Here is an 18,432-nt window from a genome sequence, read left to right as displayed (position 1 = left end):
CCGTCCCCGTCCCCGCGGCCCGCCCCCCCCCCCCCGCCGGTGCCCCCCGGGCCCCCCCCGCCCCCCCCCCCCCCCACGCCCGCTCAGTAGGACTTCAGCGTGATCGCGTCGGCCTTGCCTGCCTGGATCTGCAGCAGCCGGGAGAACGGGCGGCGGGTCATCACCCGGGTGCTGACGTCGCGCAGCCGGATCGCGGTCGCCGACATCGGCAGCATGCCGTTGACCCCGCCGGGGGGCAGCTTCTGGCACTGCGTGACGTACCCGCGCAGCTGCTCCTCGTACGCCGCGAACGCGGTCACGTGGTCGCCGCCGGCCGCGGCCAGCTCACCGGCGAGCACGTACGCGCCGACCAGGGACAGGCTCGTGCCCAGGCCGCTGAGCGGCGAGGCACAGTAGCCCGCGTCGCCGAGCAGCGCGACCCGGCCGGAGGTCCAGTGCGGCATGTGCACCTGCCCGACGACGTCGAAGTAGAAGTCGGGGGCGTCCCACATCGCGTCGAGCATGGCCGGCACGCGCCAGCCGTCGCCGGCGTACACCTCGGCCAGCAGGCGCTTCTGGGCCTCGACGTCGCGCGGGTCGACGACGCGGCCCTGCGCGCGGAAGGTCAGCATGGCCTTGGCGGTGCGGTCGTTCTCCGGCCGGATGCCCGCGCAGCGCCCGCCAGGGACGCCGTGCATGAGGAACCAGTGCGGGTCCAGGTCGGTCTGCGCGGGCATGGTGAAGTACGCCGTGTACGCGCCGAGCTGCTTGATGAACCGCTCCTCCGGCCCGAAGGCGAGCGCGCGCACCCCGGAGTGCACCCCGTCCGCGCCGACGACCAGGTCGTACACCTCGGTGCGGCCGCTGCGGAACTCGACCTTCACACCGTCCGCGCCGTCGGCCAGCGCGGTGATCCGGTCGCCGAAGCGGTACTCGACGTCGGCGCGGGTGAGGTCGAAGAGGATGTCGGCGAGGTCGCCGCGCAGGATCTCGTACTCGGCGACGATGCCCTCGCCGCCCGCCAGTGTCGCGGGCATCTCCGAGGTGCGCCGGCCGGTCGCGTCGACCCAGGCGAAGCCCTCCTCGTGCACCCGGTCGCGGGTGATCTGCGGCATGATGCCCATCTGCGCGCAGACGTCCTTGGCGACACCGCGGATGTCGACGGCGTGCCCGCCGGGGCGGATGCCGGGCGCGCGTTCCACCACGGTCACCGCGAAGCCCCGCTGGTGCAGCCAGTAGGCCAGCGCCGGTCCGGCGATGCTGGCGCCCGAGATCAGTACGGTGTTCTTCTTCATCGGTATCCCCCAAGTCTCTGTGTACGCTGTACGCGTCACTGGGAACACCGTAAGGAGGCACGCGGTTGAGCTGCAACAAGGTAATGCGTGTACTAGTACGCTACCTAGTACACCGGGCGAGGTGAGCGCGGTGGGCGAGCGCGAGGACGGATCTGGTGTACTAGTACGCGTGAGCACTGAGGCGCCGTTCCGGCAGATCGTCGGGCAGATCCGGGCACAGATCGACGGCGGGCAGCTGCGCCCCGGCGACCGGGTGCCCTCTGCCCGACAGATCACCGCCGAGTGGGGCGTGGCCATCGCCACCGCGACGAAGGTGCTGGCCGCACTGCGCGCCGAAGGGCTGGTCGAGGCGGTACGAGGAGTCGGCACCATCGTGGCCGACCGGGACGAGCCCGCCGAACCCGTACGGCGCGAGCGGCGTCAGCGCCCGGCCGCCGCCGAGCCGACCCGCGAGCAGATGGTGCGCCACGCGCTGGCGCTAGCCGACGCCGAAGGCCTGGAGGCGGTCTCCATGCGCCGCCTGGCCACCGAGTTCGGGCTGGCCACGATGAGCCTCTACCGGTTCGTACGCGGCAAGGACGACCTGGTCCGCCTGATGATCGACGCCGCGTTCGCGGAGGCCCCGCTGCCCGCGGTGCCGCCCAAGGGCGTGCAGGCGCAGCTCACGGTCGCCAGCCGGCAGCTGTGGGGCATCTTCCGGCGGCACCCCTGGCTCGCCCCCGCGATGTCGATCACGCGGCCGGAGTTCGCGCCGCACGGCATGAAGTACACCGAATGGTCCCTGGCCGCGCTCGACTCGCTGGGCCTGTCCGAGACCGAGATGATGCAGATCCACCTCAGCATCTTCGCCTTCGTACGCGGGCTGGCCATGGGCTTCGCGACCGAGGCGCAGGCCGCCCAGCACACCGGCATGTCCAGTGACGAGTGGATGGAGCGCCAGGCCGCGACGTTCGACGACCTGATCGGGTCCGGCCGCTTCCCGATGGTCGCCCGGATCTCCGCGATCCCCGACTTCGAACTCGGCCTCGACGCCGTCTTCGACTACGGCCTGCCCCGCTTCCTCCACGGCATCCTGCCGAACTGACGAGATGATGCCGCTCGCCGGGCAGGTGGGGCCCGCCTGCCGGTGCCGTCGGCTGGTTCGCCGAGCCGGCCGGCAGACAGGCCCCCGTGGTCTGGGCTGCTGTATGTCAGCAGCTCGCCCGCTAGCTGTTGTAGAGGTACTTGGTCGTGCCGACGGACATCGCCGTGACCGCCGACGCGCCGCCGATGCCGGTCGGCAGGTTCTGCCACCCGTTGGCGCTGCTCGCCTCGAACACGCCACCGTTGACGACGGTGTAGACGTACTTCGCGCCGTTGACGGACATCGCCGCCAGCGCCGACGCGCCGGTGACGCCGGTCGGCAGGTTCTGCCACCCGTTCGCGCTGCTCGCCTCGAACACGCCACCGTTGACCAGCGTGTAGAGGTACTTGGTCGTGCCGACGGAGATCGCGGCGACCGCCGACGCGCCGCCGATGCCGGTCGGCAGGTTCTGCCACCCGTTGGCGCTGCTCGCCTCGAACACGCTGCCGTTGACGACGGTGTAGACGTACTTCGCGCCGTTGACGGACATCGCCGCCAGCGCCGACGCGCCGGTGACGCCGGTCGGCAGGTTCTGCCACCCGTTCGCGCTGCTCGCCTCGAACACGCCACCGTTGACCAGCGTGTAGAGGTACTTGGTCGTGCCGACGGAGATCGCGGCGACCGCCGACGCGCCGCCGATGCCGGTCGGCAGGTTCTGCCACCCGTTGGCGCTGCTCGCCTCGTACACGCTGCCGTTGACCAGCGTGTAGACGTACTTCGTGCCGTTGATGGACATCGCCGCCACCCCTGAGGAGCCGGTGATGCCGGTGGGGAGGTTCTGCCAGCCGTTCGCACTGCTGGCTTCGAACACCGGGCGGTTCGCCGCGAACAGCGCGTTGACGATCTTCTGCGCATCGGGCGCCTGGACCTGGTAGCGGTCGGGGTATGCCGACACCTGTACGGCCTGGCACACCGCACCGATCTGAGCGGACTGCCAGGAGTTGTTCGGGTACTTCCGCAACATCGCGTCGAGGAAGGCGTTGGTGGACCACGTGGGATTCATGCGCTGGTCGAACGAACCCCAGCTGGCTCGCTGTTGGAAGAGGCCCACACTGTCATGGTCCTCCTGGTTCGGATTGTTGCGCAGCGTGGTCTCCACGATGGACGTCGTGATCGCGATGACCGCGGCCCGCTCGGACAGACCCCTGCTCCGAACCGTGTTGATGATCGCGCGGGCGCAGGACACGCGGTAGGCCGTCATGGCGTTGCGGAGGCTGCCGGTGAGGACTCCGTTGAGCTGCGTCGCCGTAGTGCTGTCGGCGCTGACGACCGTGCCGCAGGAGTAGTCCGGAAGGGCTGCATGGGCGGGAGAGGCGGTCAGAGCCAGCCCTCCGACGAGAGCGGTCGCCGCCGCGGCGGCTGTGACCACGTGCTGTAGAACCTTGTTCATGAGGGGGTTGATTCCTTCGTCAGATGTCGTAGATGAACTTGGTGCCGTTGACGGACATGGCGGTCAGCGCGAACGCGCCGCCGATGCCGGTGGGCTGGTTCTGCCAGCCGTTGGCGCTGCTCGCCTCGTACACGCCACCGTCGACGACGGTGTAGACGTACTTGGTGGTGCCGACGGACATCGCGGCGACCGTGGACGCGAGGCTGATGCCGGTGGGCAGGTTCTGCCAGCCGTTGGCGCTGCTCGCCTCGAACACGCCACCGTCGATGACGCTGTAGATGTACTTGGTGCCGTTGACGGACATCACGGCAAGCGCCGACGCTCGACCGCCGCCGATGCCGGTCGGCAGGTTCTGCCAGCCGTTGGCGCTGCTCGCCTCGAACACGCCACCGTCGATGACGCTGTAGATGTACTTGGTGCCGTTGACGGACATCACGGCAAGCGCCGACGCTCGACCGCCGCCGATGCCGGTCGGCAGGTTCTGCCAGCCGTTGGCGCTGCTCGCCTCGAACACGCTGCCGTCGATGACGCTGTAGATGTACTTGGTGCCGTTGACGGACATCACGGCAAGCGCCGACGCTCGACCGCCGCCGATGCCGGTCGGCAGGTTCTGCCAGCCGTTGGCGCTGCTCGCCTCGAACACGCTGCCGTTGACCAGCGTGTAGACGTACTTCGTCGTGCCCACCGACATCGCGGCGACCGCTGACGCGCCGCCGATGCCGGTCGGCAGGTTCTGCCAGCCGTTGGCGCTACTCGCCTCGTACACACTGCCGTTGACCAGCGTGTAGACGTACTTGTTGGTGCCGACCGTCATCGCGGCCAGCCGCGTTGCGCCGCCGATGCCGGTCGGCAGGTTCTGCCAACCGTTCGCGCTGCTCGCCTCGAAAGCCGGCCGGTTCGCCCGCCCGGTCCACCAGCTCGTCTGCTGCAGGGCGCCGCTCCAGCTGAAGCTGAAGTGGATGTGATTGGTGTGGCAGCCGCTCGGCGTGCCGTCGCAGGAGTAGGTCCGCTCGCTGTACGGCCCGTTGTAGGCGCCCCAGATCTTGCGGTCCCAGATGACGTACATCAGACCCAGGTGGCGGGCAACGGCATGACGGTTGCCGTGCTGGTCGGTGGCGAACAGCCAGTTGATGAGGTCGTAGGCCTGCGCCCGCTGGGTCGCGTTGTCGGCGTCGAAGCCGAAGTCCAGGGCGCGTCCTTCTTTGTGCTCGCTGGTTCCTGCTTCGCTGCACGAACGCCCGATGTTCCAGCTGCGTGACCCGTACGTCTGGATCAGCAGGTTCTTGAAGCTGACAGGTCCGGGCTTGTTGCTGGGGTCACACGTCTTCTGCGGATCGTTCTTGACGTAGTCGGAGGCGCCCGGCGCCAAGGCCGGCATCGCCGGGGCGGCATGGGCGGGCGTCGCCGACATCGCCCCGAGCGCGACCGCGGCGAGAACGGTCAGCGCGGCGGCGAGTAGCCGGCGGTTGTTGTTTCTTTGCATGAAAGTGCAAGCCCCTCGATCGTTTTGTCGCAGCGGACGTTCGTCAACCGCGTGTCGGCCAGCCGGCGACAGGCGACGCAGTCCGTCGGCCACGGCAGCTGACGTGCAGCGATGAGGCCGGAACAGAACGAGTGGACGGCGACGCGTCTCCGCCTGGCCGGAGATGCATCACCGACTCTGCGCCCGCGAACTTTCATCGTCCTTTCAGGAACCTTGCGTGCGCCTTGACGGCCTGGTTAGGTGCGGATCGTTCGAGTCAGGTGTTGTTCACACGGGGAGCACAGAAAGCGATGCAGTTCCGCATGCTTGGACCGCTGGAGTTGCACTCCAGCGGAGCGAATGTCCTTATCGGTCCTATGAAGCAGCGTGCGGTGCTCGCCGTCCTGCTGCTCTCGGCTCCCGATGTGGTGCCGGCTGAGGCGCTGGCCGAGCGGGTGTGGGATGACGATCCGCCCGTGCACGGCCGCGAAGTCCTCTACACCTATGTCAGTCGCCTGCGGGCGGCGTTGCGGCGCACCGATGGGCTGGTCCAGATCCGGCGCGCCAGCTTCGGATACCAACTGGTGGCGCCGAAGGTCGAATCGGACCTGTCGCAATTTCGGGAGATGGTCGACCAGGCAAGGGACCTGCCGCACGATCACGACGCAGGTCGGGCCGCGCTGCTGCGGGCGGCGCTCAAGCTGTGGCGTGGACCCGCGTTGGCCGGGCTGCCAGGTGCTTGGATGGAACGGATGCGGCACAGCCTGGAGCGGCAACGGCTCAACGTGGTCGCCGACCGCATCGATGTGGAGCTGCGGCTCGGTCAAGGCCGGGGGTTGGTGAACGAGTTGACCGCGATGGTCAGTGCGAATCCGCTGGCCGAAAGACCGGTGGGCCAGCTGATGCGCGCCCTCGACCAGTCCGGCGAACGAGGCGCCGCGCTGGCGTGTTTCGCACAGCTGCGAAGCCGCCTCGCTTCGGAACTGGGTGACGAGCCCGGGCCGGAACTACAGGCGCTGCACGTACAGCTGCTGCGGGGCGGGTCGCGCCCGGCCCCCGGGCCGTTTGCCACGTCGCCGGAATCGGCGGCGCCATGTCAGCTGCCCCGCGATCGGCAGGCCTATGTCGGCAGGACCGGCGACATCCGCACGATCCGCAACGCGATCATGTCCACGGCCGACGCCGTCACGCCGACACCGGCGATCGTCTCGATATACGGCATGGGCGGCATAGGAAAGACGGCACTGGCCGTGCACGTCGCACATCAGCTGCGGGAGCAGTTTCCTGACGGCCAGCTTTTCGCCCACCTGCGCGGTCTCGACGAACGCCAGGCCGACCCGGCCGAGGTGTTGGCGCAGTTCCTCCGCACACTGGACGTCGCGGACAGCGCGATACCGGACGGGCTCGACGAACGGGCTGCGCTGTTCCGGGAGACGTTGATGGGGCGCCGGGTGCTCATCGTGCTGGACAACGCGACCGACGAGCGGCAGGTCCGGCCACTGCTGCCCGGGACCGGCCGGTCCGCGGTGGTCGTGACCAGTCGTAGCGCGCTCGGCGGTCTCGACACCAGCCGGCGGCTGCGGCTGCGTGAGCTGAGTCCAGCGGATGCGCTTGCCCTGCTGCGCCAGGTCAGCAGTGCCCAACAGGTCGACGTCGATTGCCGGGCCGCGCATCGGCTGATCGAGCTCTGCGCCCGGCTGCCGCTGGCGTTGCAGGTGGCGGGTGCCCGTCTCGCGCATCGTCCGCACTGGAACGTCAGCGATCTGGTCGAATCCCTGTCCGATGAGCGCGGCCGGCTCGACCAGTTGAGCCATGGCGATCTGGCCATACATGCCAGCCTGGCGATCAGCTATCGGACCCAGACGCCCCCTGCGGCAGACCTGCTCCGCAGGCTCGGGCTGCTGCCCGCCGCCGACTTTCCGGGCTGGACCGCCGCCGCCGTCCTGGACACCGACCCCGACACCGCCCGCGCGCTGCTGGAGCAACTGGTCGACGCCCACCTGCTCGAGGTGGTCGGTCATGATGCCCTGGGGCAGCTGCGCTACCGGCTGCATGATCTGGTGCGGTTGTTCGCCCGGCAGGAAGCCGAACAGGTCCTGCCGGAGGGTGAGCGAGCCGCCTGCTGGACCAGGTTTCTCGACGGATGGCTGGCCATGGCGGAGGAGGCCGAACGGCGCTCACCGCACGGCTACCTCGATCCCACGCCCGCCTCACGGCGCCGCCCCTGGCTTCCCGCGCTGTACGAGCAACTGCTCGGCGACCCATCCGCCTGGTGGGCCGCTGAGATGCCCGGCTACGTCGCGACGGTCGCGGCGGCGGCCGCCGGCGGTCACAGCTCCCACGCGTGGCGGCTGGCCCGCGCCGCAGTCGGATACTTCGAGACGCGGGGCACGTATGACGACTGGCGGCACACGCACCATCTCGCGCTGGCGGCCGTCCGGCAGGCCGCGGACCTCCCCGGGACGGCCGCGATGACCCAGGGACTGGGCGAGCTGTCCGCGATCGTCGACCAGAAGGAGGCGTCACGCCGCTATCTCACCGAGGCCCGGCAGCTCTTCAGCGAACTTCGGGACCGCCAGGGCGAGGCCGTGTGTGAATGCGGTCTCGCGCACCTGGACCGGATGACCGGCGATCTCGGCAGCGCGTTCGCCCGGCTGGGCCGGGCTGCCGAGCTGGTCGACGAGACCTGTTCCCTGCGCACCTCGTCGTACATCAGCTACCTTGTCGGCATGGTCCATATGGATATGGCCCAGTGGCCGCTGGCAGGCGAGCGCTTCTCCGCCGCGCTGCGCACCGCCCGGACCACGAATTACCTTCGCGGGCAGGTTCAGGCACTACGCGGGCTGGGAAGCACCGCCTTCTTGGCCGGTGACCTGACAGCAGCAGAGGAACACCTGACCGCGTCACACGCGTTGAGCCACCGGTACGACGATCAGATGGCGTGCGCCCATGCCGCCAGCGTGCTGGGTGAAGTGGCGTGGGAACTCGGTGAGATCGATCGCGCCGCCACGCTGCTTCGGGAGTCCGAGAGGATCTGCCACCGGCTCGGCGAGGTGTACGGGCGGACACTCGACCAGTACCTGGCCGGCACGATGTACTTCGGGCTCGGCAGGTCCGGTCAGGCGCGTAGTCGCCTGCTGACGATCCAGCAACGTCAGTCGGGAGACGGACCGGCGTCGGTGCTGGATCGAGATCGCACCGCAACGCCTCACTGACCCGGGCGACGCCCCGGGTGCCCACGCCCCGCCGGGGAGAGGGCACCCGGGGGCGCTCAGCCCTGGTAGGGGTTGTCGGTGTAGCTGCGCGAGAACGTCCCCGAGATCGTGAAGTATTCCACCGACACCTTCGCGGGGTCGGTGGCGAGCTGCCCTCGGCCCGGCAGGTCGTTCCCGTCGTCCCAGCCCCACGGCGCATTGGCCGAGTTGGTGCTGCAGTCGTAGGTGCCGTCGCCGCAGTCGCCGGAGTCGTCCCCGGCGAACGTGCCCGCGCTCGCGAACAGGCTGGTGTTGGCCCGCTGCGCCCACAGCCCGCCGGCGGCGAAGATGTCGATCAGCTGGTAGCGCACGTCGCGGTCGTTGCCGTTGGCGGGCGTCTCGGCGACGGTCGACGGGAAGTAGACCAGGCCGTCACCGTCGATGTTGTACTGCGGGTACGCCTTGAGCCCATGGCCCTTGGCCTCCTGTGCGGTGACCGGGTGCAGGAAGCCGTCGTGCGGCGAGGACTGCAGCTGCAGGGTGCCGTCGACGCTCTCCCGGCCACTGGACCAGGTGCTGCCCGACGGGGTGTAGGAGAAGAAGTCGCTGTGCGCCACCGTCACCGCGGCGCGCAGCACGCCGTAGTCGGAGCCGTCGCGCTCGACGACCAGCAGCACGCCCTCGCCGTCGTTCTCGTGCTCGGTCTCGAAGAACGGGTGGTCGGTCCAGTCACGCGGGTGGAAGAACAGGTAGGTGAGGTACCAGTGGGTGCTGGTCTCCACGACGGAGTAGTAGGCGTGCGCGGCCAGCGACACCCCGGCCTGGCCGGTGCGGTCCCAGTTGTTGCGCCCGTTGAGGTCGCCGTCGAAGTCGACCTTCGTGATGTAGTCCGACTTCCCGCTCAGCGCGTGGCTGCCGGTGGCGTCGACGTCCTGATAGTGGATCGGCGCCCAGCGCAGCGCGAGCTGTGCCCGGGTGACCGCCGCGCCCGCCGGTGTGGGGGCGGCCAGCCCGGCGGTCGTGAGCGCCGCCGTCAGCACGGCCACCACCAGGGATCGCCCGGTGATCCTGACCCTGTCGAGCATGATTGCTCTCCCTGCATCCGATTCGATAGATGGATGCAGATGTTAGGCGCAGCGGAGGTTCCCGCATATGGCCGCGCGGCGAATCGTCGGTGGACGGTGATCGAAGATCCCGAACGCGCTCGTGCCGGGAGCGGAGCCGCTCCGCTCCCGGCACGGCCGCCTCAGCCCAGCGCGACGTGCAGGATGCGCTCGTTGCTGTTGTTCGGCACGCTGTCCTTGTCCCCGTTGTTCGAGGTGGTCAGCCAGATGCCGCCGCTGGGCGACGGCTCTGCGGTGCGCAGCCGGCCGTACGTGCCGACGAAGTACGACTGCACGCTGGTCAGGCTCGTCCCGCTGATCACCGCCCGGTACAGCCGCGTGCCGCGCAGGCAGGCCACGTACAGCGCGTCACGCACGATGGCGATGCCGCTGCACGAGCCCTCCGACGTCGGGTAGGTGCGCTTGGGCGCGAGGAAACCCGCCGTGTTGCAGGTGCCCGTGGTGCCCTCGCAGGCGGGCCAGCCGTAGTTGCCGCCCCGCTCGATCAGGTTCGTCTCGTCCATGACGGTGTTGCCGAACTCCTGCTCCCACAACCGGCCCTGGGAGTCGAACGCCAGGCCCTGCGGGTTGCGGTGCCCGTAGCTCCAGACCAGGTTGCCGAACGGGTTGTCGGCGGGCACGGTGCCGTCGGGGTTGAGCCGCAGGATCTTGCCTTCGAGGCGGTTGCGGTCCTGGGCCCAGGACCCGTTCTGCGCGTCGCCGGAGGAGGCGTAGAGCTTGCCGTCCGGGCCGAAGCGCAGCCGCCCGCCGTCGTGGTACTTGTTGCGCGCCAGGCCGCTGACCAGCACGGCGAGCGTGGAGGTGTCGAGCCGGTCGTTGACCACCCGGATCCGCACGATGCGGTTGTCGGTCGGCGAGGTGTGCATGACGTACAGCCACCCGTCCGTGGCGTACGTCGGCGCGACCGCGATGCCCAGCAGGCCGCCCTCGCCCTCGGTGCTCTGCGTGTTCGGCACGGTGCCCAGGGTCGTCTTCGCGCCCGTGGCCGGGTTGAGCCGGACGATGTCGTGGGCGTCGCGGCGCGAGTACACGATCGAGCCGTCGGGCAGGGTGGCCAGGCCCCACGGGATGTCGGTGTCGGTGGCCACCTGGGTGACCGTGCAGACGGTGCAGCCGCCGGTCGTGGCGACCGTCGCGGTGTTGCTCGGCGGCCCGGTGTTGCCCGCCGCGTCACGGGCCCTGACCTGGTACTGGTAGGTGGTGTTCGCGGCCAGGCCGCTGTCGATGAACGTGGTCGCGGGCGGGTTGCCGCTGACCGTGCCGACGAGTGCGGAGCCGCGGTAGACGTCGTAGGCGCGCACGCCGATGTCGTCGGTCGCGGCCGTCCACTGCAGCGTGACCGTCGTGCCGGAGGCGGAGCCGGCGAGCTGGGTCGCGGCCGTCGGCGGCGTGGTGTCCGTCTGGCACAGCGGTGGCGTGACGGTCACCGTCGAGCTGGCCTGGGACACGTTGCCGGCGGCGTCACGCGCGTTGACGTACAGGCCCCAGGTCGCGCCCGGCACGACGGTCAGGTTCGCCGACAGCGTGCCGCCGCCGACCGACGTCATCTGCTGCCCGTCGTGGTAGATGTCGTAGAACGCGACGCCCACGTTGTCGGTCGAGGCGTTCCAGGCGAACGTGACCGCGTTGCAGGTCAGGTTGCTGACGCGGGAGTTGCCGGGCACCGTCGGCGGCTGGGTGTCCCCAGGTGGCGGGGACGACGGCACGGTCGTGCCGGTGCAGGTTACGCCGTTCATGGTGAACGTGGTGGGGATCGGGTTGCTGCCGGTCCAGCTGCCGTTGAATCCGAAGGCGGTGCTCGCGTTGGTGGCCAGCGCCCCGTTGTAGGGGGCGTTTCTCACCGTGACCTGGCTCCCGGACTGGGTGTGGCTGCCGTTCCACAGCTGGGTGATGGTCTGCCCGGCCCCGAAGGTCCAGCCGACCTGCCAGCTGCTGACCGGGTCGCCGAGGTTGGTGAGGCTGACGTTGGCGCCGAAGCCGCCGGACCACTGGCTGGAAACGGTGTAGGTGACGCGGCAGCCCGCGGCCGCCTGCGCGCTGACGGCGGTCACGGCGCCCGCCGCGACCAGGACGATGGTGGCGGTCAGCAGGACTGCCAGCCTGCGTCGAGAGGTTCTCATGGGGTCTCCGTTGACGAACTGGACATCGCGGGCAAAGGCCACGGCGACATCATGGACCGGGATCGGGGGTCGGTGGCGGAGGTGCGCGTCGCCGGTCGTTCGAGCGTCGGCGCAGGGGTGCGCGGACCCGCCTCGTCAGCCGGTGGAGGAACGCGTCTGCCCAGTACGCGACCGGCGTCCACGCTCAGCGCGGCGAAAGCTCCCGATCGGAGCTTAAGGGACAGCTCGGACGCACACAAGCGAAGGCCGTCAATGCCGTAGTCACCGCCCCGGCAGGTGACAACGGCCGGTGGCCACATCATCTGGGTTGTGGCCACAACCCAGATGATGTGGCCACCACGCGCAGTCTTGCCGACCGCGGGCGACACGCCCGAGGCTCAGGCTGCCTCGATCACGGCCCGGGGCTCCCGGTCGCCGGGCAGCCAGCGGACCGCGGCCAGCCCGACCAGCACGATCGGGAGCGCGAACAGGGCCGCGAGCGGCGCGATGCCCAGCCACAGTGAGCCCAGCCCGAAGCAGCCGTACACGGCCAGCGCGCCCAGTTGCGCGCCGAACCCCGACACGGACAGCACGGTCGCGCGGGTGTGCCCGCTCATCGTGTGCTGCAGCCGGGCCTCGGTCAGCACCCGGGTCAGCTGCAGCAGCCCGAAGCAGACCGCGATCGGCACCAGCCCCGCCACTCCCCCGGCCAGCGCCCCGACCGCCAGCGCGACCCCGGCTCCGGCGATGGTCAGGCCGGTCGCGAGCGGTGTCGCGCGCCAGCGCTCGGCCAGCGCGCTGCCCATCGCCATCGCCGCGATCAGCGCCGCGATGACCAGCGGCACCCCGGCGGTGGCCACGCCCAGGTCACGGACCAGCAGCGGGCCGTACTCGTCGAGCGCACTCAGGCTCGGCACGGCTGCAGCGATCAGCACCGCGTGCCAGACCCGCCGGTCGGTGCGCACCTCGGCGAGGCCTGCCCGGAGATTGCGCAGGTAGGCCCGCGCGCCGGTCGACTCGCGGCGCACCCGCGGCTGCTCGGGCAGGGCCAGCGCCGCCGCCGCGCTGCCCACGCAGGCGAGCACGCTGCCTGCGGCGATCAGGCCGTACCCGCCGAGGGTGTACACCGGGGCGGCCAGCGCGCTCGCGGCCAGCATCGACACCATGGCCACGGTCGCGGCCCGACCCGCGAGCGCGGTGTAGCGGTCCGTGGCACCCGCCGCCGCGAGCTCGTCGTAGAGCAGCGCCTCCTTGGTGCCGGAGCTGATCGCGCTGCGCACCCCCCACAGCACGAACCCGACCGCGAACCCGGCATACGTCGGCCACAGGAACCAGACGGCGAACCCGGCCGCCCGCATCAGCGCGCCGCCGGCCAGCAGCCTGCGCCGGGAGTACGTGTCGGCCCACGCCCCCGAGGGCACCTCCAGCGCGAACGCCACCGCGCTCCAGATCAAGAACAGCGAGGTCACCTGCGCGGTGGACAGACCCGAGTCGGCCATCAGCATCGCGTACATCGGAAAGAACAGCACACCCTCGTCGCAGGCCCGCAACGTCGCATAAATCCGACCCAACCTGCGCACCGACGGCGTCACCATCCGCCCACCCTGCCCGGTCACCCGTCCACGGGCAATCCGGTTTGCCGCCACCGACACGCCCAGTAGGTTACGAAAAGTGATTCCTGCCCACGTCCTCGCCGAGGCGGCCGGTGGACCGGCCACCCTGCTGACCGTCGAGGCCCGTCCGCTCGGCGGCGACGGCGCGGCCACGGCCGCGGTCACCCTGCTGACCGGGACACTGCGGCGCGGCCAGACCGAACACCCGTTCGCCCTGGTACGCAAGCAGTTCCGCCCACTCCCCTCGGGTCGCCATGCGTCCGGCTCACACGACGAGCGGCACTGGGCGTACTGGCGGCGCGAACTCCTCGCGTACGCATCGGAGCTGCTCCCGACCGGCCCCGGCCCGGCCGCGCCGCGCTGCCTCGGGGTCACCGACGACGCCGTCTACCTGGCACAGGTCACAGGTCCCCGCGCGGATCCACGCACAGCCGCCCGGCAGCTCGCGGACTGGCAGACCCGCACACCGGTGCCCGACGTGTCCTGGCTGGCCGGACACCAGCTGGCACAGCGGATCGCGGTGACCGAGCTCGACTGGACAGCCGTCGACGCCCCGCCCATCGGATACCTGCAGGTCGTGTCCGCGGCGACGCAAGGTGCAGATTCATGACGGCTGACGGCCAGCCGTCGGCACCGGATCACGGCGCCTGCCCATCCGGCCGGCGGCCCTCACGGGTGGGCCGCCGGCCGGGTGTGACGAGCGGTCAGCTGGCGGTCTGGCCAGGCGGTGTCGGACGGACCAGGCAGGATGGCACCGTCTTGACGACCACCGGACGCACCATCGTGCTGCGCCCCTCCGCCTCGTCATCGATGGCGTATCCGATCACCAGCGTGTCCGCCGCCGGGAGGTGCTGAGGCCGGATGACGACGAAGACACCTTCCTCACCCAGCTGGTATTCGAGCGGCGCCGTGGCGAACTCCGGGGTGCCCGGGATCGGCAGGCGGTAACCGGCGTCGAGAGCGGGCTGCTCGGTGCACTGGTCGGCAGGCACCATGCCCAGCACGACGGTCCGTGCACCGGCGCGGGCGAGGGCGGCGTTCAGCTTCGCGGGGTCCGTCAGCTCGGCGGCGTCGAAGCTGACCACGACCGAACCGTCCGCGTTCGTGCCGACCGAGTACGCCTCGGCCGGTGCGGCCCAGGGTTCGGCCACGGCCAGCACCCCGGCGGCCGCGAACACGGCCGTCCCGGCCAGCGCCATGACGAACCGACGGCGGGCCGGGCGGGGCGGGATCGGCGGCGTCTCCGGCGAGGTGAACACCCGGTCGAGCATGGCGCGGGCGTACAGGTCGGACGGGTCGGGTGCGGGCGGGGCCGGGTCGGCTGCTCTCAGCCGGGCGAGGGCGGTGCTGCTGCGGTCGTTCATGAGCTGGTGTTCCCTTCGGCGACGAGCGAGGGCATGGGCGGGCGGGATGTCGCATGGACGCCGGGTTCCTCGGTGGCCAGCAGCCGGGCGGCGAACCGTCGCCGGGCACGGTGCAGGCGCACCTTGACCGCGACCCGGCTGCAGCCGAGCACGACGGCCATCTCGGCCACGTCAAGCCCCTCCCACTCGGCCAGGCGCAGGACCTCCTGGTCGGCCGGGGACAGCGCGGCCAGCACGGCCCGCACCCGCAGGTGCTCGCCGACCTGCCCGGCGTGGTCGTCCACGGTGGCGTCGGCGCCGACGGCGGCCTTGGCCGACAGCCGGTCCCGGCGGCCGCGGGCGCGCAGCTCGTTGGCGATCAGATGCCGTGCCGTGGCGTACAGCCACGCCCGGGGGTGTTCGGCAGGCAGCTCCGAGAAGCGGCGCCAGGCGACGAGGAACGTGCCGGACACGACGTCTCCGGCCGCGTCGGGGCCCACCCGACGGGTGGCGAAACGCGTCAGCTCCGCGTAATGGGCGTCGAACAGCTCCTCGAAGCGCCCTCTGTCGGCCGCGTTGTCTTGTTCCATACCCGGGAATGTCCACCTGTCGCGCTCGGGTTACCGGTCGCCGCCGATCATTTCGCGGCCGGCCCGGTGCGGTTCAGTCCGGCTGGTCGGCGAGGCTGAGCCGCCAGGCGTCGACCAGCGGGGCGAAGCGCTCCGCGGCGTCGAACAGGGCGTCCGGGCCGAGCCGGTGCGCATCCAGGTGGGACAGCATCTCCATGCCGAGATAGAGCGCGACCGCCGCGGTGGCGACCTCGCGCACCGGGATCAGCTCGGCCAGCGGCGTGCCCGCGAGCAGGCGTTCGATGATCCCGGCCGCGAAGTCCTGCCACACCGCGGTCTGCACCTTGACCTGCTCGGCCAGCCGGGCGTTGGCGTTCGCCGCGGCGACCAGCTCCTGCACCGCGGCGATGTGCCCGGCTGCCCCATCCTCGTCGTACAGGCGGCGCAGCCGGGCCAGGGTGTCCGATGCGGTGGCGACGCCGTCGAGTTCGGCCCGGTAGCGGGCGAGCCGGGCCTCGCTGGTGAACTGCGAGGTGGCGACGAACAGGTCGTCCATGTCGGTGAAGTGGTAGTAGATGACGCCGGGCGCGAACCCGCCGGTCTTGGCGATGGCGCGGGCGGTGCAGCGGCCGTAGCCCTCGTCGGCGAGGGTGCGGGCGGCCGCGTGCAGCACCCGCGCCCGGGTGTCGGCGCGAGGCGGCATCAGATGACCCGGACCGGGCGCACGCCGGCCGCGGACAGGTGCGGGTCGAGGCGGCGGGCCAGCTCGGGCAGGCGGTGGCTGGGGATCTGCGGGTACAGGTGATGCTCCAGGTGGTAGGTCAGTTCGAGGAAGATCGCGGGGATGACCCTCCCGCGCAGCGTACGCGTCTGCGTGAGCGGCTCGTCGCCGTAATCGTGGTGCGGCAGGTAGACGGTGAGCAAGGGGTACACCCAGCTGCCCGCGATCGCCATCACGGCGTACGCCAGCAGCGCCGGGGTGACCGGCCACAGCAGCGCGCCCCCGGTCAGCGCGGCGACGGGCATCGCCGCCTCGGCCAGCAGCCAGGTCCGCAGTCCCCGGTCGCCGCGGGCGCGCCGCCACGACCACCACCACAGGCGGGCCAGGAACACCGGTCCGTAGAGGACGGCCCCGAACAGCGTCAGGTTCGCCGGGTAGCCCTCGGGGTCCTCGTCGCTGGGGAACAGCCGGTGGTGCTGCAGGTGCGTCGACCGGTACGCGTGCCCGCTCTCCAGCAGCACCAGCCCGGTGAAGAACAGCGCCCACTCGGTCTGCCGGGGCGTGAGTCCCAGGGCGCGGTGCACCACGTCGTGCGTCACCGTCACCACGGACACGAACACCCCGAACACCACCAGCGGCGTCAGCCACCACCAGCCGGCCCACGCGACCACCGCGAAGACCCCGATCATCGCGTACGGCCGCACCAGCGCGACCCGGGTGCGCCACGGTGACACGGCCAGCAGGTCCGTGCCGACCTCGCTGAGGCTGGGCAGCTTCGCGCTCATGCCCGCACCCCCGCCGGTGCGTGGCGCAGCACGTCCTCGGCGACCAGGCGGCTGCCCAGTACGCAGGCCACCGTGCCCAGCCCCGGCCAGGTCGAGTCCCCCACCTGCCAGAACCCGGGCAGCGCGGTGCGGTGCGGCACGGCGAACTGGTTGGAGTTGCGCAGCGTCTGCCGCACCCCGCCGACCGCGCCCCGGGGCCGCCAGGTGAACCGCTCATAGCTGCGCGGTGTGCCGACCTGCCGGACCACGGCCTGCTCGCCCAGCCGTGGATACACCCGCCGGGTGTGCGCGATCAGCCGGTCGCCGACCTCCTGCTTGCGCGCGGCGTACTCCGCCTCGGACAGCCCCTGCCAGCCGGCCAGCTCGGTGTGCGTGGAGATCATGACGGCGCGGTGGCCGGGCGGCGCGCTGACCTCGTCGCCGGGCGAGGACACCGACACGAACATGTTGTTGCCCTCCCCCAGCGGCCGCGCGTAGTCATGCATGAGCTGGTGGTGGGTGAACTCCTGCCCGGCGACCTCGTGCTCGGGCACGCCGAGGAACACCACGACCGCCCCGCCCAGGTCGGGCTCGTCACGCTCCAGGTAGGGCCGCAGCCCCGCCGCGACCGGCGTGCCCGCGGCCACCTCCGCCGTGACCGGCGCAGGCAGCGCGCTGACCACGACACCCGCCTCGACGCTGCCCCGCGCGGTGTGCACGGTGAAGCCCGCGTCACCATCCCTACGCTGTCCTAGGAGGCTGCCCCGGCTGGTGACGTGCTGGACCCGGCAGCCGGTGCGCAGGTCGCCGCCGAGCGCGCGGTAGTGCCCGACCAGGACCCGCCAGAAGCCGTGCATGCCGCCGCGGTGGCGGGTCAGGCCCGCGCCGCGGATGGTCACCCCCAGCGCCGCGTTGATCAGCGGTGCGCGGTCGACGGTGCTGTGCACGGTGTCCTCGACCAGCATGCCGAGCAGCGACACCAGGGAGTCCTGGTCGCGCAGGCCGTGCGCGCGCAGCGCGTCGCCCATGGTCCGGCCGAGGTGGCGGACCAGCGGCAGGTGCCGCAGCCCGACCGCGCGCAGGTCGTGCAGCGCGTCGGCAGGGGTGCGCACCGGCAGCCGGATCCCGGCGCGGCTCGCCGCCCAGAACACCTCGGCCACCCGGTCCAGCTCGGCCCAGAAGCGCCGGTGCGCCCGGGTGTCGCCGAGCGTGCGCAGCCGCTCGGCGTGCCATCGGGACTGCTCGCGGTGCAGCGTGACGACCCGGTCGGGCAGCCAGGCGACGTATCCGGGCAGCTGCTCGGCGTCGAGGGCGGGCGCGCCGGTCGTGGCGAGCAGTTCGTCGCCGACGCCGCCGGGCGCGAAGTCGACCAGGGTGGTCGCGCCGACGTCGAAGGAGAAGCCCCGGTGCCGGAAGTAGCCCGCGCAGCCGCCGGCGTGCCCGTGTGCCTCGAAGACGATCGTGGACAGCCCTGCCGCCTGCAACCGCAGCGCCGTGGCGAGCCCGGCGAGCCCACCGCCGAGCACCGCTACGTCGCAGCGTCCGGGCAGGTCACGGGACCGGGTGAGGGTCGGCGTCCGGGAGAACCCCACGGGCGCAGCATGATTCTGAACATCTGTTCTGAACATCTGTTCAAATTAGAACGCCCTGTCAATCGAGTCAATGCCATGTTTCGAACACGCCCCCGACCAGCGGCTCGGCGGCGTACGCGCGGATCTTCAGGCTTCTTTCAGGGGTTTTCGTGGATCGACAGCTA

The 18,432-nt window shown here is 71.1% G+C and carries 14 protein-coding genes; 3 read left to right on the top strand and 11 right to left on the bottom strand.

Annotated elements, in window-relative coordinates:
* Positions 1 to 83: 83 nt before the first annotated feature.
* Positions 84 to 1,274 carry an FAD-dependent monooxygenase gene (locus tag F6W97_RS03110; protein WP_155368548.1) on the bottom strand — a complete coding sequence of 397 codons (1,191 nt, stop codon included), beginning with the start codon at positions 1,272 to 1,274 and terminating at the stop codon, positions 84 to 86.
* Positions 1,275 to 1,443: 169 nt separating this feature from the next.
* On the opposite strand from F6W97_RS03110, the gene F6W97_RS03105 reads away from it, so the two are divergent.
* Positions 1,444 to 2,358 carry a TetR/AcrR family transcriptional regulator C-terminal domain-containing protein gene (locus F6W97_RS03105; protein ID WP_230686363.1) on the top strand — a complete coding sequence of 305 codons (915 nt, stop codon included), beginning with the start codon at positions 1,444 to 1,446 and terminating at the stop codon, positions 2,356 to 2,358.
* A 121-nt stretch (positions 2,359 to 2,479) separates the two neighbouring features.
* Here the strand turns inward: F6W97_RS03105 and F6W97_RS03100 are convergent, their stop codons facing one another.
* Entirely contained in the window at positions 2,480 to 3,787 is a 1,308-nt protein-coding gene (locus F6W97_RS03100) for a Kelch repeat-containing protein (RefSeq protein ID WP_155368546.1), read from the bottom strand.
* Between the two features lie 19 nt (positions 3,788 to 3,806).
* A complete protein-coding gene (locus tag F6W97_RS03095) occupies positions 3,807 to 5,270 on the bottom strand; it encodes a hypothetical protein (RefSeq protein WP_155368545.1) in 1,464 nt (487 codons plus the stop codon).
* Between the two features lie 356 nt (positions 5,271 to 5,626).
* Between F6W97_RS03095 and F6W97_RS03090 the strand changes: the two genes are divergently transcribed.
* Positions 5,627 to 8,464 (top strand): AfsR/SARP family transcriptional regulator, encoded by a 2,838-nt coding sequence (locus F6W97_RS03090; protein ID WP_196278949.1) that lies wholly within the window; start codon positions 5,627 to 5,629, stop codon positions 8,462 to 8,464.
* 56 nt (positions 8,465 to 8,520) lie between these two features.
* On the opposite strand, the gene F6W97_RS03085 is transcribed toward F6W97_RS03090, so the two are convergent.
* The 3 genes from F6W97_RS03085 to F6W97_RS03075 all read right to left on the bottom strand — a co-directional run bounded on the left by F6W97_RS03085 (position 8,521) and on the right by F6W97_RS03075 (position 13,237).
* Positions 8,521 to 9,528, bottom strand: coding sequence for a hypothetical protein (locus F6W97_RS03085; RefSeq protein ID WP_230686362.1), 1,008 nt, complete (start codon positions 9,526 to 9,528; stop codon positions 8,521 to 8,523).
* Positions 9,529 to 9,689: 161 nt separating this feature from the next.
* Positions 9,690 to 11,687, bottom strand: coding sequence for a PQQ-dependent sugar dehydrogenase (locus tag F6W97_RS03080; RefSeq protein ID WP_155368543.1), 1,998 nt, complete (start codon positions 11,685 to 11,687; stop codon positions 9,690 to 9,692).
* A gap of 377 nt (positions 11,688 to 12,064) precedes the next feature.
* Positions 12,065 to 13,237: an MFS transporter gene (locus F6W97_RS03075; protein WP_230686361.1), complete on the bottom strand. Its 1,173-nt coding sequence runs from the start codon at positions 13,235 to 13,237 to the stop codon at positions 12,065 to 12,067.
* A 100-nt stretch (positions 13,238 to 13,337) separates the two neighbouring features.
* Between F6W97_RS03075 and F6W97_RS03070 the strand changes: the two genes are divergently transcribed.
* On the top strand, positions 13,338 to 13,889 hold the full coding sequence (locus tag F6W97_RS03070) for a hypothetical protein (RefSeq protein ID WP_155368541.1): 552 nt from the start codon (positions 13,338 to 13,340) through the stop codon (positions 13,887 to 13,889).
* A 94-nt stretch (positions 13,890 to 13,983) separates the two neighbouring features.
* On the opposite strand, the gene F6W97_RS03065 is transcribed toward F6W97_RS03070, so the two are convergent.
* The 5 genes from F6W97_RS03065 to F6W97_RS03045 all read right to left on the bottom strand — a co-directional run bounded on the left by F6W97_RS03065 (position 13,984) and on the right by F6W97_RS03045 (position 18,268).
* On the bottom strand, positions 13,984 to 14,643 hold the full coding sequence (locus tag F6W97_RS03065; RefSeq protein WP_155368540.1) for a hypothetical protein: 660 nt from the start codon (positions 14,641 to 14,643) through the stop codon (positions 13,984 to 13,986).
* On the bottom strand, positions 14,640 to 15,212 hold the full coding sequence (locus F6W97_RS03060; protein ID WP_155368539.1) for an RNA polymerase sigma factor: 573 nt from the start codon (positions 15,210 to 15,212) through the stop codon (positions 14,640 to 14,642). Before F6W97_RS03060 ends, F6W97_RS03065 begins: the two co-directional genes overlap by 4 nt.
* A 73-nt stretch (positions 15,213 to 15,285) precedes the next feature.
* The gene (locus tag F6W97_RS03055; protein ID WP_155368538.1) at positions 15,286 to 15,894 is read right to left on the bottom strand and encodes a TetR/AcrR family transcriptional regulator; all 609 of its coding nucleotides are present in this window, start codon (positions 15,892 to 15,894) and stop codon (positions 15,286 to 15,288) included.
* The gene (locus F6W97_RS03050) at positions 15,894 to 16,697 is read right to left on the bottom strand and encodes a fatty acid desaturase family protein (protein WP_155368537.1); all 804 of its coding nucleotides are present in this window, start codon (positions 16,695 to 16,697) and stop codon (positions 15,894 to 15,896) included. The genes F6W97_RS03055 and F6W97_RS03050 overlap by 1 nt, the downstream gene beginning before the upstream one ends.
* Positions 16,694 to 18,268: a phytoene desaturase family protein gene (locus tag F6W97_RS03045; RefSeq protein ID WP_230686360.1), complete on the bottom strand. Its 1,575-nt coding sequence runs from the start codon at positions 18,266 to 18,268 to the stop codon at positions 16,694 to 16,696. The genes F6W97_RS03050 and F6W97_RS03045 overlap by 4 nt, the downstream gene beginning before the upstream one ends.
* Positions 18,269 to 18,432 lie beyond the last annotated feature (164 nt).

The organism is Catellatospora vulcania (genome assembly GCF_009720385.1).
Lineage (GTDB): Bacteria > Actinomycetota > Actinomycetes > Mycobacteriales > Micromonosporaceae > Catellatospora > Catellatospora vulcania.
This window is presented reverse-complemented; position numbering and strand designations above follow the sequence as displayed.